The sequence below is a fragment of the Oricola sp. genome, assembly GCF_022763245.1.
Taxonomy (GTDB): Bacteria; Pseudomonadota; Alphaproteobacteria; order Rhizobiales; family Rhizobiaceae; genus Oricola.
This window is the reverse complement of record NZ_JALEGV010000012.1, coordinates 463,124-476,408: the sequence shown is the minus strand read 5'-3', so window position 1 is coordinate 476,408 and position 13,285 is coordinate 463,124. Positions and strand designations below refer to the sequence as shown.

The 13,285-nt window shown below is 64.7% G+C and carries 11 protein-coding genes; 9 read left to right on the top strand and 2 right to left on the bottom strand.

From position 1 onward, the window contains the following. The first annotated feature begins 25 nt into the window (after positions 1-25). A complete protein-coding gene (locus MRY80_RS06550) occupies positions 26-1,180 on the top strand; it encodes an aminodeoxychorismate synthase component I (RefSeq protein WP_293289220.1) in 1,155 nt (384 codons plus the stop codon). Next, complete coding sequence (locus MRY80_RS06545; protein ID WP_293289218.1) at positions 1,165-1,797, top strand: aminotransferase class IV family protein; 633 nt, start codon at positions 1,165-1,167, stop codon at positions 1,795-1,797. Before MRY80_RS06550 ends, MRY80_RS06545 begins: the two co-directional genes overlap by 16 nt. Here MRY80_RS06545 and ilvD read toward each other — a convergent pair. After that, positions 1,794-3,629, bottom strand: coding sequence for a dihydroxy-acid dehydratase (gene ilvD / locus MRY80_RS06540; RefSeq protein ID WP_293289216.1), 1,836 nt, complete (start codon positions 3,627-3,629; stop codon positions 1,794-1,796). The genes MRY80_RS06545 and ilvD overlap by 4 nt on opposite strands. A gap of 296 nt (positions 3,630-3,925) precedes the next feature. On the opposite strand from ilvD, the gene MRY80_RS06535 reads away from it, so the two are divergent. The 5 genes from MRY80_RS06535 to MRY80_RS06515 all read left to right on the top strand — a co-directional run bounded on the left by MRY80_RS06535 (position 3,926) and on the right by MRY80_RS06515 (position 9,263). Continuing rightward, positions 3,926-4,246 carry a hypothetical protein gene (locus MRY80_RS06535; RefSeq protein WP_293289214.1) on the top strand — a complete coding sequence of 107 codons (321 nt, stop codon included), beginning with the start codon at positions 3,926-3,928 and terminating at the stop codon, positions 4,244-4,246. A 199-nt stretch (positions 4,247-4,445) separates the two neighbouring features. Further along, positions 4,446-6,440: a 5'-nucleotidase C-terminal domain-containing protein gene (locus tag MRY80_RS06530; protein ID WP_293289212.1), complete on the top strand. Its 1,995-nt coding sequence runs from the start codon at positions 4,446-4,448 to the stop codon at positions 6,438-6,440. Between the two features lie 134 nt (positions 6,441-6,574). After that, a complete protein-coding gene (gene hemH / locus MRY80_RS06525) occupies positions 6,575-7,639 on the top strand; it encodes a ferrochelatase (protein ID WP_293289210.1) in 1,065 nt (354 codons plus the stop codon). Between the two features lie 162 nt (positions 7,640-7,801). Continuing rightward, positions 7,802-8,797, top strand: a complete 996-nt coding sequence (locus MRY80_RS06520; RefSeq protein WP_293289208.1) for an SPFH domain-containing protein — start codon at positions 7,802-7,804, stop codon at positions 8,795-8,797. A 1-nt stretch (position 8,798) separates the two neighbouring features. Further along, entirely contained in the window at positions 8,799-9,263 is a 465-nt protein-coding gene (locus tag MRY80_RS06515; RefSeq protein ID WP_293289206.1) for an NfeD family protein, read from the top strand. 37 nt (positions 9,264-9,300) lie between these two features. Here the strand turns inward: MRY80_RS06515 and MRY80_RS06510 are convergent, their stop codons facing one another. Then, positions 9,301-10,296 carry a KpsF/GutQ family sugar-phosphate isomerase gene (locus MRY80_RS06510; RefSeq protein WP_293289204.1) on the bottom strand — a complete coding sequence of 332 codons (996 nt, stop codon included), beginning with the start codon at positions 10,294-10,296 and terminating at the stop codon, positions 9,301-9,303. Between the two features lie 191 nt (positions 10,297-10,487). On the opposite strand from MRY80_RS06510, the gene MRY80_RS06505 reads away from it, so the two are divergent. Then, complete coding sequence (locus MRY80_RS06505; RefSeq protein WP_293289202.1) at positions 10,488-11,951, top strand: outer membrane beta-barrel protein; 1,464 nt, start codon at positions 10,488-10,490, stop codon at positions 11,949-11,951. 109 nt (positions 11,952-12,060) lie between these two features. Beyond that, complete coding sequence (locus MRY80_RS06500; protein WP_293289200.1) at positions 12,061-13,281, top strand: lytic murein transglycosylase; 1,221 nt, start codon at positions 12,061-12,063, stop codon at positions 13,279-13,281. Positions 13,282-13,285: the final 4 nt, after the last annotated feature.

Sequence of the window (13,285 nt, the reverse complement as noted above, 5' to 3'; positions counted from 1 at the left end):
CTCCCGCGATGAGAATGCCTTGCCCATGGGCCGCCGAGCCGCCCCTTCTGTCCTTTTCCGAAACGATCTCGAAGCGACATCGGTGTTCTTCTCCGGGCCGCGCGAGATTGTGATCGCTCGCGACGGCGCGGAACTGGCGGCGGCGTTCGACCGGATCGAGCGCGCGCGGGGGGAAGGGCTATGGTCGGCGGGCTTCGTTTCATACGAGGCGGGCTTTTTCTTCGACGAGGCGCTGGCGTCGCGTGGCGGTGCGCGAGCGATGCGGACGCCGCTTTTGTGTTTCGGCCTCTTCGATGGGCCGGAGGTCGATGCGGCCCTGCCGGACGGTGGGAATGATGGAGAGCTTCTGTCGGGATTGCGGGCGGATTGGGATGGCGAAACCTATGCCGGGAAATTCGCCGTGCTGCATGATCACCTGCGGGCCGGCAATTGCTATCAGGGAAACCTCACTTTCCCGATCCGGGGCGCATGGCGTGGAAATCCCCGCGACGTGTTCGACGGACTGACAGCGCGCCAGCCGGTGCGCTACGGGGCTTGCGTCGATCTGTGCGACCCTGTCCTCGTGTCGCGGTCGCCGGAATTGTTCTTCCAGGTGGGCCGCGACGGCTGGATCGAGGCGCATCCGATGAAGGGCACGGCGCCGCGCCGGCCGGATCCGGCGGAAGACGCCGCTGAAATCCTCAAGATGAAGGACGATATCAAGTCCCAGGCGGAAAACCGGATGATCGTCGATCTGCTGCGCAACGACATCTCGCGCATCAGCGAAGTCGGATCGCTTCACGTGCCGGCGCTGTTCGAGGTCGAGACCTATCCGACATTGCACCAGATGATCAGCCGGGTGCGGGCGAAGCTCAGGACGGATGTGACGATTTACGACATCTTCGCGGCGCTGTTTCCCTGCGGCTCGATCACCGGTGCGCCAAAGATCGCCGCGATGGAGATCCTCGACGATCTGGAAACGTCGCCGCGCGAGGCCTATTGCGGAGCGATCGGCTATGTCGCGCCGGGCGGCGAGATGCGATTCAGCGTCGCCATACGAACGCTGTCGCTCTTCGATAGCGGTGAGGCTGTGTTCAATGTCGGCGGCGGGATAGTCTTCGATTCGGTGGCCGAGGCCGAATATGAGGAAGCGCTGCTCAAGGCGCGCTTCGCGGCGGGGGAGAAATGGATTTCAGGCTGATCGAAACCTTGCGCTACGACCCCGAGGCGGGGTTCGTGCGTGGCGACCTGCATCTCGACCGGATGCAGGCGTCCGCGACGGCGCTCGGTTTTGTTTTCGACCGGGCGGCGGCTCTTGCCCGGATGCGGGAAACGGCTTCCGACGAAGGCCTTTTGCGCATGCGGCTCGAACTGGCGCGCGACGGCGATCTGGCCGTCACCGCCTCGGTCCATGCGGCGCATCCGCCGGGAACGGTCTGGCGGGTGGCGATCGCGTCGACGCGGCTGGCGTCCGACGATCCGCTTCAGCGTCACAAGACGACGCGGCGCGGGACCTATGCGGCGGCGCGGGCGGAATTCTCCGTGGATGATGCCGACGAAGTGATCCTGCTCAACGAGCAGGGGACAGTGTGCGAGGGCACGATCACCAATGTCTTCGCGCGGATGGCGCCGGGGGATGCCCTGCTTACGCCGCCGCTCCTCTGCGGGCTGCTGCCGGGGGTCTTGCGACAGGAATTGCTGGCGAGCGGGGCTGCGTGCGAGGCGCTGCTGACGCCCGGCGATCTTGCCGGGGCGTCGCAGCTTTATTGCGGCAATTCGCTGCGGGGCCTTATTCCCGCAACGCTCAGCAGACGCTAGTCCGGCAGGATGCGCACCGCGCCCTTGTCGGCTGAAGCGGCGAAAGCCGCATAGGCCTTCAGGGCCGTCGTGACGTTGCGCTTGCGCGGCTTGGAGGGCTTCCAGCCGGCGGCGTCCTGCTCCGCGCGGCGCTTCTCCAGTTCGGCGTCGGACACCGCGAGATTGATCGTCCGGTTGGGGATGTCGATCTCGATGGTATCGCCCTCGCGCACCAGCCCGATGGCGCCGCCATTGGCGGCTTCCGGAGACGCGTGGCCGATGGAAAGGCCGGAGGTGCCGCCGGAGAAGCGGCCATCGGTGATCAGCGCGCAGGCCTTTCCGAGGCCCTTCGACTTCAGATAGCTCGTCGGATAGAGCATCTCCTGCATGCCGGGCCCGCCCTTCGGGCCCTCATAGACGATCACGACGACGTCGCCGGCGACGATCTCGTTCGACAAGATCGCCTTGACGGCAGCGTCCTGGCTTTCGAAGACGCGGGCGGGGCCTGTGAATTTCAGGATCGATTCATCGACGCCCGCGGTCTTCACGATGCATCCGTCCAGCGCGATGTTGCCTTTCAACACGGCCAGGCCGCCATCCTTGGAGAAGGGGTTCTCGACGGAGCGGATCACGCCCTTCTCGCTGTCGATGTCGAGGTCCTTCCAGCGTGCCTCCTGGCTGAAGGCGACCTGGGTCGGCACGCCGCCGGGCGCTGCGCGGAAGAAGGTGCGCACGTCCTCGCTGTTGGTGCGTCGGATGTCCCAGCGATCGAGGCCGTCGCCGAGCGTCGCGGAATGGACGGTCGGGCAGTCGCGATTGAGGAGATCGCCGCGGTCGAGCTCGCCGAGGATGCGCATGATACCGCCGGCGCGGTGGACGTCTTCCATGTGCACGTCGCTCTTCGCGGGCGCGACCTTGGAGAGGCAGGGCACCTTGCGCGAAAGGCGGTCGATGTCGTCCATCGTGAAATCGACGTCGCCCTCATAAGCGGCCGCCAGGATGTGCAGCACCGTGTTGGTGGAGCCGCCCATCGCGATGTCGAGCGCCATGGCGTTCTCGAAGGCGGCCTTGGTCGCGATGGACCGCGGCAGCACGCCCTCGTCGTCCTGTTCGTAGTAGCGGCGGGCGAGATCGACGATCAGGTGGCCGGCTTCCACGAAGAGGCGCTTGCGGTCGGCGTGGGTGGCGAGCGTCGAGCCGTTGCCAGGCAGGGACAGGCCGAGCGCCTCGGTCAGGCAGTTCATCGAGTTTGCGGTGAACATGCCGGAGCAGGATCCGCAGGTCGGGCAGGCCGAACGCTCGATTTCCTGCACCTCCTCGTCGGAGATGCTGTCGTCGGCGGCCGCGACCATGGCGTCGATCAGGTCGAGCGCATGCGTCTTGCCCTTCAAGACGACCTTGCCGGCCTCCATCGGGCCGCCGGACACGAAGACGGCCGGGATGTTCAACCGCATCGCCGCATTGAGCATGCCGGGGGTGATCTTGTCGCAGTTGGAGATACAAACCATGGCGTCGGCGCAATGGGCGTTGACCATGTACTCCACCGAGTCGGCGATGATCTCGCGGCTCGGCAGCGAATAGAGCATTCCGTCGTGGCCCATGGCGATGCCGTCATCGACCGCGATGGTGTTGAATTCCTTGGCGACGCCGCCGGCGGCCTCGATTTCGCGGGCGACGAGCTGGCCCATGTCCTTCAGGTGGACATGGCCTGGAACGAACTGCGTGAAGGAGTTGACCACGGCGATGATCGGCTTGCCGAAATCGCCATCCTTCATGCCGGTGGCGCGCCATAGGCCGCGCGCGCCGGCCATGTTGCGGCCATGGGTGGTGGTTCGGGAGCGATAGGCGGGCATGCGATCACCTTGTCTTGTACGTTTCCTCTCAGGCCAGCACATAGCGCCGACTGGCCGCAACTGAAACCGTTTTGCGTGAAATCGATGATGGAACTTTGCAGGCGGCCGGCGATTAACCTCTTTGTCGCCACATTCGCAGGTGTTGAAAGTTCTTGCGCCTTCAATGCCTTCGGAAAATGCCGTATGCTTTGATTCCACCGGTTCAGTCGAGGTTTCGCATGTCTTTGCGCCAGTCCGTCAAGTTTTCCAAAATCGCTGTGTCCATGCTCGTGGTCACTTCCCTGGCCGGGTGCGTGATGGATGCGCCTCGCTCGGGCGGCGTCTACACGTCGCGTCCGACCTATGCCGAGGGCGACTGGGGCGACACGCAGGGCATTTCAACCTCGCAGCTGCGCAACGGGCTCGTGACGACGATCGACAATTCCAACGGCGCGACGCTGGCGCGCGGCTCCTATTCCTACATCGACTCGCAGACCATCTCGCTCGACTACGTCTCGATCGGCAAGGCGACGCGGGTGAAGGCGAATTGCCGGCTGGTCACGCCGAGCGAAATGAACTGCACCCGCGCCGACGGCGCGCAGTTCAAGCTCGTGCGCCGCGGCGGCACCTTCGGCTGACGTCCGGCCGGATATCCCCACGAAAACAACGCAAGGGAAGAGATCGCGAATGCGTGATCGCAGACCTCCCTTGCCAAGCGCGGCCTGCAATGGAAACAATGTGGCGATGGCCGCCTTCGTTCAATCGTAACAATACGATGCCAGAGGTGGCTGACCGGCGTCGTCACCTCCGCGCGCCGATTCCACAAGGGAGCACAGCATGAAGCGATTTCTGAAACTCGCCGCCTTGAGCGTTTCCGCTCTGACGGTCGCAACCGCCACTGCCAGCGCGGACTACACGCTGGAGATCATCCACATCAACGACCTGCATTCGCGCATCGAATCGATCAACAAGTACGATTCGACCTGCTCGGCCGAAGACGAAACCGAAGGCAAGTGCTTCGGCGGTGTCGCACGCCTGGTGAGCGCGGCGGCAGCGGCGCGCGAGAAGGCGGGTGACGGCAACCTCCTGTTCCTGAATGCTGGCGACAATTTCCAGGGATCGCTGTTCTACACGACCTACAAGGGCGCGGCGGAAGCCGAGTTCCTGAACAAGATGGGCACCGACGTGATGACCATCGGCAACCACGAATTCGACGACGGGGAAGACGGTCTCGCCACCTTCCTCGCGGAAGTCGAGTTCCCGGTCGTGTCCGCCAACGTCGTCGCTGACGGCGCTTCGGCACTCGCCGACAAGATCGAGCCCTATGTGATCGTCGAAAAGGGTGGCGAGAAGATCGCCGTCGTCGGCGCCGTGGTCAACAACACCGCCGAACTGTCCTCGCCGGGCGAGAACGTGACGATTGCCGAGGATGTCGAGACGATCGCCGCCGCCGTCAAGGAACTGACGGAGATGGGCGTGAACAAGATCGTCGCGCTGACCCATGTCGGCTATCCGCGCGACCTGGAGGCCATTGCCAAGATCGAAGGCGTCGACGTCGTCGTGGGCGGCCACTCCAACACCTTCCTGTCGAACACCGCCGAAAACGCCGAGGGCCCCTATCCGACCTGGGTCGACAATCCGGCCGGCTACAAGGTCCCCGTCGTGCAGGCATACGCCTACTCGAAATATCTCGGAGACCTGACCGTCACCTTCTCCGACGAAGGCGTCGTGACCGAGGCGACCGGCGAGCCGATCGCCATGGACGCATCCGTCACGCCGGACCAGGCCTCGCTCGACCGGATCGCCGAACTGGCCGCTCCGATCGAGGAACTGAAGGCCAAGGTGATCGGCGAGTCCGCGGAACCGATCGAAGGCGACCGCAAGTTCTGCCGCGCCGTCGAGTGCTCGATGGGCAATCTGGTGGCCGATGCCATGCTCGATCGCGTCAAGGACCAGGGCGTTCAGATCGCCATCCAGAATGGCGGCGGGCTGCGTGCTTCCATCGACGCGGGTGAAGTGACGATGGGCGAAGTGCTGACCGTGCTTCCGTTCCAGAACACGCTTGCCACGTTCCAGCTGACGGGCGCCGACGTGGTCGCCGCGCTCGAGAACGGTGTCAGCCAGATCGAGGACGGCGCCGGACGCTTCCCGCAGGTCGCCGGTGTGAAGTTCACCTTCGACGTGGCCATGGAGCCGGGCTCGCGCGTCTCTGACGTCATGGTCGCCGACGCCAGCGGCGCCTTCGCGCCGATCGATCCGGTCGCCACCTACGGCGTTGTGTCCAACAACTTCATGCGCGCCGGCGGTGACGGCTACACCGTGTTCAAGGACAGCGGCATGAACGCCTATGACTACGGTCCGGGCCTGGAACAGGTGCTCGCCGACTACGTCGCGGCCAACAGCCCCTACCAGCCCTACACGGACGGCCGCATCACCGTCGCTGAAGCCGCGATGGCCGAAGAGCCGGCCGCCGAAGAGGCGATGGAAGAAAAGCCTGCCATGGAAGAGGCGGCCACCGAAGAAACCATGACGGAAGAGAAGCCGGCCATGGAAGAAGCGGCGACCGAGGAGACCATGACGGAAGAGAAGCCCGCCATGGAAGAGGCGGCGACCGAGGAAACCATGACGGAAGAAAAGCCGGCCATGGAAGAGACGGCTTCCGAAGACGCCATGGCGCCGAAGACGCACACCGTCGTGCGCGGTGACAACTACTGGGATCTCGCCAAGACCTATTACGGCGACGGCACCATGTGGAAGAAGATCGCCGAAGCCAATCCGGGCGCTTCGGCCGGCAGCCTGACGATCGGCACGGAACTCGTCATTCCGAATTGATCCGCAGGCAGCAAACAGATGAAGGCGCGGGAAACATTCCCGCGCCTTTTTCGTTTGGGGCGCCGGGGTTGCGTCGCTTGGCGGCATTGAAATTGCGCAGGCGGCGGCTAAGTTCCGGCGAAAAGGAAACAAGAATGAATCTCACGACCTCGATCGACCGGGAGGCTTCGAAGGCCATCGGGCCGCTGCCATCGGATCATCCGCCAGTCTCCATCCAGAAAGTCGGCGTGCTGCTGATCAACCTCGGCACGCCGGACGGCACGGATGTCGTTTCGATGCGCCGCTATCTGCGGGAGTTCCTGACCGACAAGCGCGTGATCGAATGGCCGAAGGCAGTCTGGTACCCGATCCTGTTCGGCATCGTCCTGCGCACACGCCCGGGCAAGGTCGGAAAGGCCTATGCGGAGATCTGGAACAAGGAGCGCGACGAGAGTTATCTGCGGACCTATACGCGCTCGCAGGCCGAAAAGCTCGGCGAGGCGCTGAAGGGTCATCCGCACGTCATCACGGACTGGGCGATGCGCTACGGAAACCCCTCCATCGAGGAGCGGCTGACGGCGTTGCGCGAGCAGGGCTGCGACCGGATCGTGGCGTTTCCGCTCTATCCGCAATATTCCGCGACGACGACCGCGACCGTCAATGACAAGGTGTTCGAGGCGCTGATGGCGACGCGCTTCATGCCGGCCGCGCGCACCGTGCCCTCCTATCACGACGAGCCGGCCTATATCGAGGCGCTGGCGCGCTCGATCGAGGCACATATCGCGACGCTGGACTTCGAACCGGAGAAGGTGATCGCCTCCTATCACGGCATTCCGCAAAGCTACTTCAAGCGTGGCGACCCATATCACTGCCACTGCCACAAGACGTCGAGGCTCCTCGAAAAGCGGCTCGGCTGGGAGACGGGCCGGCTGATCACCTGCTTCCAGTCGCGATTCGGGCCGGAGGAATGGCTGCAGCCCTACACGGACAAGACGATCGAGAAGCTGGCCGGGGAAGGCGTGAAGTCGCTGGCGGTCTTCAATCCGGGCTTCGTGTCGGACTGTCTGGAGACGCTGGAGGAGATCGCCGGCGAGGGCGCTGAGATCTTCCACGAGCATGGCGGCGAGAATTTCACCCATATTCCCTGCCTCAACGACAGCGACGAGGGCATGGCCGTCATCGAAGCGATGGTCCGGCGCGAGTTGCAGGGCTGGATCTGAGGCGGTTTGCGCTGGCCGGGGTGCGTGGCGCGGGCCTGATTTCCGTATCGATGCCAATGACGCCTGAAGACGTCATTTGGGCCAGTGCTTTGTAATCACTGGTTTACGTCCCCATATTATAGCAGACATGGTTGGTGCCGCTTGCGGCTTTTGGAGGGCTCGATGTTCGGATTCGATATTGCCGTCGCGGTGTTTGCCGCCTTGATTGTCATTGTCCTGTTTGCTGCGATCAAGACCGTATCGCAGGGCTACAACTACACTGTCGAGCGGTTCGGAAAGTACACCCGGACGCTGGAACCGGGCCTCAACATCATCATCCCGTTCTTCGACCGCATCGGTGCGAAGATGAACATGATGGAGCAGGTGCTGGACGTGCCGACGCAGGTCGTGATCAGCCGCGACAACGCCTCGCTGGAGGCCGACGGCGTCTGCTTCTACCAGGTGCTGAACGCGCCGAAGGCCGCCTATCAGGTGGCCGGGCTGGAAAACGCCATTCTCAACCTGACCATGACCAACATCCGCTCGGTCATGGGGTCGATGGATCTGGACGAGCTGCTGTCGAACCGCGACGCAATAAACGAACGTCTGCTGCGCGTCGTCGACGAAGCGGCGAGCCCGTGGGGCATCAAGATCACCCGTATCGAGATCAAGGACATCAATCCGCCGACCGACCTCGTCGATGCGATGGCGCGGCAGATGAAGGCCGAGCGCGACAAGCGCGCCGAGATCCTCGAGGCGGAAGGCCAGCGCCAGTCGCAGATCCTGCGCGCGGAGGGCATGAAACAGTCTGCCATCCTGCAGGCGGAAGGTGAACGAGAGGCGGCCTATCGCGAGGCCGAGGCGCGCGAGCGTCTGGCCGAAGCCGAGGCCAACGCGACGCGGGCGGTCTCAGAGGCGATCGCCGGCGGTTCGACCCAGGCGATCAACTACTTCGTCGCACAGAGATACACCGAGGCCTTGCAGACGATCGGCTCGGCGCCGAACCAGAAGATCGTCATGCTGCCGATGGAGGCCGCATCGCTGATCGGCTCGCTCGGCGGCATCGGCGCGATCGCGAAGGAAGTCTTCGGCGACGGTCCGTCAGGCGAGGCGCCCCGCAGCCGCACCGTGCCCGCAACGCGGCGTTCGATGCCGGACCAGCGCAACGAGGACGCGTGAGATGATCATCGAATGGATAGGCGCGCTCGGAGCGTGGAGCTGGGTCATTCTCGGCCTTGTCATGCTCGTCCTCGAGCTGCTTGCGCCCGGCGTCTTCTTCATGTGGATGGGCGCGGCGGCCCTGATCGTGGGCGGCGCTTCACTTGCTTTCGCCGGGAATGGCGCGGAGGCCTGGGGCTGGCAGGCGCAGGTCCTGACCTTTCTGGTGCTCTCGGTCATCCTGGCCTATGCCGGGCGTTCCTGGCTGGCGCGGCGCGAGAAGCCGAGCGACGAGCCGATGCTGAACAACCGCGTCGCGCAGCTGATCGGCCGGACCGCCACGCTGGAGCAGCCGATCACCAACGGCGTCGGCCATGTGCGCCTCGGCGACACTTTGTGGCGGGTGCAGGGGCCTGATCTTCCGGCGGGAACGACGGTCCGCGTCAGCGGCGGCAATTCCGACCGGCTGGAAATCGAAAGGGCCTGACGCGTCTCATGGGCGAGGCGGACGACGCTTCGCCCTGTCAGGCGACCCCAATCCGCAAGAGATCGTGGAAATGCAGGATGCCGACGGGCTTGCGCCCCTCGACCACCATCAGCGCGGAAATATTGTGACGGTTGAGCAGGTCCATCGCGGTCGCCGCCAGGGTCTGTTCCGTCACCGTTTTCGGCGTACGGGTCATGATGTCGTCGACCAGAAGACCGGAGAGGTTGTTCTCGATGTTCCGGGCGAGGTCGCCATCGGTGAAGATGCCCGCCAGAAGTCCGTCCGCGTCGATCACGCCGACGCAGCCGAAGCGTTTCGCCGACAGGACCTGAACGGCTTGCGGCATGGGCGTGCCTGCCGGCACCAGCGGCAGCGCGTCGCCCTTGTGCATGATTTCCCCGACATGGGTCAGGCTCGCGCCGAGCTTGCCGCCGGGGTGGAACGTCCTGAAATCGGAGGCGCTGAAGCCGCGGCTCTCCAGAAGGGCGACGGCCAGCGCGTCGCCGAGCGCGAGCTGCATGAGCGTCGAGGTGGTGGGCGCGAGCCCGTGCGGACAGGCTTCCTCCGTCTTCGGCAGGGCCAGGACGATGTCGGCCTCGCGCGCCAGCGTCGAGTTGACGCCGGCCGTCATCGCGATGAGCGGGATCTCGAAGCGGCGCGAATAGCGCAAAATGCCGCTCAATTCCTGGGTTTCACCCGACCACGACATGGCGAGAATCGCGTCGTCGCGGGCGATCATGCCGAGATCGCCGTGATTGGCTTCGGCAGGGTGGACGAAAAAGGCCGGGGTGCCGGTCGATGCCAGCGTCGCCGCCGCCTTGGAACCGATATGGCCGCTCTTTCCGACGCCGGTCACGATGACGCGGCCGCGGATCGCGCGGATCGTCTCGATCGCCTGCATGAAAGGCGCGCCGAGGCCGTTGCCGAGGGATTCGGACAGGGCGGTGAGCCCCTTCTGCTCGACGGAAATCGCCCTCATGGCCGACAGGATCGGCTCTGCAAGGGGCTCCAGCTTTTTTGCTTCGCTGCTCATGGCGCTTGGCTACTCCAACCTCTGCGACTTGTCCATGAAAGACAGCGTGTAAGGCAAGTCGAACGCCCTTGAATTCAAAGGTTTTTGCGGCAGCCCCTAAGCATTCGTTAACCACGGCCATTTAGCATCTGGTAACGAAAACGAGGTGACTGACCGTGGCAACGGTCCCGAATTCAAGGCGATGGAACCGGATGCGACACCCGGTGCGGCTCGTGCCCCTGTTTGGCGGCGCGTTGCTGGCCTTTGGCCTTTGCGCGCCCGCGGCCGGCCAGAACCTCGGCGATCTGCGTCTTGGAACGGATGATCCGTCGGCGAGCGACGCCGGCTCCGACATCTGGACGATGGAGGACGAGGCCGCGGCCTCGGTGCCCGGCGATCCCGAAATGGCCCAGGACGACGCGGCGCGATCCAGGCTGATGCCCACCGGCGCCATCGGGCCGGTGCAAGGCGGCGGTGCGACGCGCGAGGACGATCCGTTCTCGGCCCCAGGGGTGCAGCTGGGCAGTTTCGTGCTGCGCTCGACGCTGGATGTCGGCTTCTCCGCCAAGGCCGAAACGGCCAACACGGAAAGCGGCGCTCCGCCGGTCGTCACGGAATCGACGACCCGTTCGCTGCCGCTCGACGGGGCGCTTGCACTGGAACTGGAATCCGATTGGGCGCGGCATGCGATGGGTATGTCCGTGGACGGCAACCTGCAGCGCGACTTGGAGAATGGCACCATGGAGCCGGCGCTGTCGGCCGAGGCGACCGGACGTCTCGATATCGGCGCGGACGCCACGCTGACGGGGACGCTGAGCTATGCCTACGCGCTGGACGATCCGCAATCGGCTGCGTTCGTCGCCGCCACCGACCCGTCGCTGGTGCCTGCGGTCAGCGGGGTCAACAAGCCCGCGACGCAGACGGTCGGCGGATCGCTGGTTCTCGCCCGCGACACCGGCGGGCTGTTCGGGGAAGTCGAAATCGCGGCGACGCATGAAATGTACGGCGACGCGGAACTCAGCGACGGGGCGGTAATCTCGCAGTCCGACCTGGACAACACCGTCATCGACGGCCGGCTTCGCGTGGGCTTTCACGCGTCGCCTGTGTTCGCGCCCTTCGTCCAGGGCAGCTACGGGACGCGGCGCATGGTCCACACGCCGGACAGCGGCGGCTACGATCGCGACGCGATGCGATACGCGCTGCAACTGGGAACGCAGGTCGATCTCGGCGAGAAGCTGAATGGCGAGATCGCGGCCGGCTACGTGCTTGAAGACGTCGCCGATGCCGCGCTCGACGACATCGGCGGCATCTCTGTCGCCGCCACGGTCAACTGGTCGCCGCGGCGCGAAACCGACGTCAGCCTCGGTTTGTCCACGACCACGGAAACCAGCGGCAAGTCGGGGGAGGGCGGCGCGCTCGTCTATGCCGCCGATCTCGGCGTCGTTCACCGCGCACGCTCCTATCTGACGGCGGAAGCCTCGCTGGGCGTGGAATACCGCGATGCCGAAAGCGGCGCGGACGAAACCACGGTGAGCGCCGAGGCGACCTTCACCCACTGGTTCAATCGGTTTGCCGGCCTTGTGACGCAGTTCGGCCATGAACGCGTCTTCAGCGGCGATCCGCTGCAACGCTCGACCACGACGACCGCCCGCGTCGGCTTGAGGCTGCAGCGATAGGGCCGTCGAAATTATGCCACGGAATCGTTGGATTCTGTCGAGCAAAACATCGACGGTTCGATTGCGGAACAGGGCGAATCGACACGGGGCCAACAAAGGAGTGAGAGCCATGCCCTTTGCATCCAGTCTGCGACATGCGGGAACCGTGATCGCGGCGACGGCGCTTTTCGCGTCACTGGCCGTATCCCACGCATCCGCCGACGCCGCCTTTCAGCGGTGGATCGGAGATTTCCGGAAGATCGCAATTTCCAACGGCGTTTCCGCGTCGGTCTACGACCGGGCCTTCGCGGGGATCACCGCGCCCGACCCCACCGTGCTTGAGAAGGCGCGGTTTCAGCCCGAATTCAGGGACGAAGCCTGGCAATATATCGACGGGCGGGTGAACGAACGCTCGGTGGCGACCGGCCGGGAGATGGCGCGCAAGTACCGCCGCCTGCTCGACTCGATCGAGCGCCAGACCGGCGTCAACCGCCACGTGGTCCTCGCCATCTGGTCGATGGAGTCCGACTATGGCGAGTTCCTGAAGCGCAGCGACCGGCTGCATTACGTTCCGCAGGCGCTCGCCACGCTGGCCTATGCCGACCGCCGCCGCGCCAAATATGCGCGCGGCCAGTTGATCGGCGCCTTGAAGATCCTGCAGCGCGGCGACGTGTCCCGCAAGGACCTGATGGGCTCGTGGGCCGGCGCCATGGGGCATACCCAGTTCATTCCGACGAGCTACATCGCTTACGCCCTCGACGGTGACGGCGACGGGCGTCGCGACATCTGGAATTCCGTGCCGGACGCGTTGTGGACCGCGGCGAACCTGCTGCGGCGCAATGGCTGGGAGAAGGGCCAGACCTGGGGTTACGAGGTCGTCCTGCCGGAAGGCCGCAAGTTCCCGGGCGGATCGATGTCTTTGTCGAAATGGGAAAGCATCGGCGTGCGGCGCGCCAACGGCAAGGATTTCCCCCGCGGCGGGCAATCCGCGGAGTTGAAGGTGCTGCAAGGGCGGGACGGACCGGCCTTCCTGATGGTGAAGAACTTCTTCGTCATCAAGCGCTACAACAATGCCGACAAATATGCGCTTGCCGTCGGGCTGCTCGCCGACCAGATCGCCGGTTTCCCGGCGCCGAGGAAGGATTGGACCCGGCCGTTCACCCGGCTCAGCATCGCCGAAAGCGAGGAATTGCAGAAGCGCCTGAAGACCGAGGGGCACTATGGCGGGTCGATCGACGGCAAGATCGGACCGGAATCGCGAAGCGCCATACTCTCCTATCAGGCCGAATCGGGACTGCAGCAGGATGGCTATGCCTCCAAGGAATTGCTAAACCTGTTGCGTGATCGTTGACCGC

Coding starts and splice junctions, on each gene's coding strand:
- ilvD (WP_293289216.1), bottom strand. CDS start 3,629: ATGCCCGCCTATCGCTCCCGAACCACCACCCATGGCCGCAACATGGCC.
- MRY80_RS06545 (WP_293289218.1), top strand. CDS start 1,165: ATGGATTTCAGGCTGATCGAAACCTTGCGCTACGACCCCGAGGCGGGG.
- MRY80_RS06550 (WP_293289220.1), top strand. CDS start 26: ATGGGCCGCCGAGCCGCCCCTTCTGTCCTTTTCCGAAACGATCTCGAA.
- MRY80_RS06535 (WP_293289214.1), top strand. CDS start 3,926: ATGGATGCGCCTCGCTCGGGCGGCGTCTACACGTCGCGTCCGACCTAT.
- MRY80_RS06515 (WP_293289206.1), top strand. CDS start 8,799: ATGATCATCGAATGGATAGGCGCGCTCGGAGCGTGGAGCTGGGTCATT.
- MRY80_RS06510 (WP_293289204.1), bottom strand. CDS start 10,296: ATGAGCAGCGAAGCAAAAAAGCTGGAGCCCCTTGCAGAGCCGATCCTG.
- MRY80_RS06500 (WP_293289200.1), top strand. CDS start 12,061: ATGCCCTTTGCATCCAGTCTGCGACATGCGGGAACCGTGATCGCGGCG.
- MRY80_RS06505 (WP_293289202.1), top strand. CDS start 10,488: ATGCGACACCCGGTGCGGCTCGTGCCCCTGTTTGGCGGCGCGTTGCTG.
- MRY80_RS06530 (WP_293289212.1), top strand. CDS start 4,446: ATGAAGCGATTTCTGAAACTCGCCGCCTTGAGCGTTTCCGCTCTGACG.
- MRY80_RS06520 (WP_293289208.1), top strand. CDS start 7,802: ATGTTCGGATTCGATATTGCCGTCGCGGTGTTTGCCGCCTTGATTGTC.
- hemH (WP_293289210.1), top strand. CDS start 6,575: ATGAATCTCACGACCTCGATCGACCGGGAGGCTTCGAAGGCCATCGGG.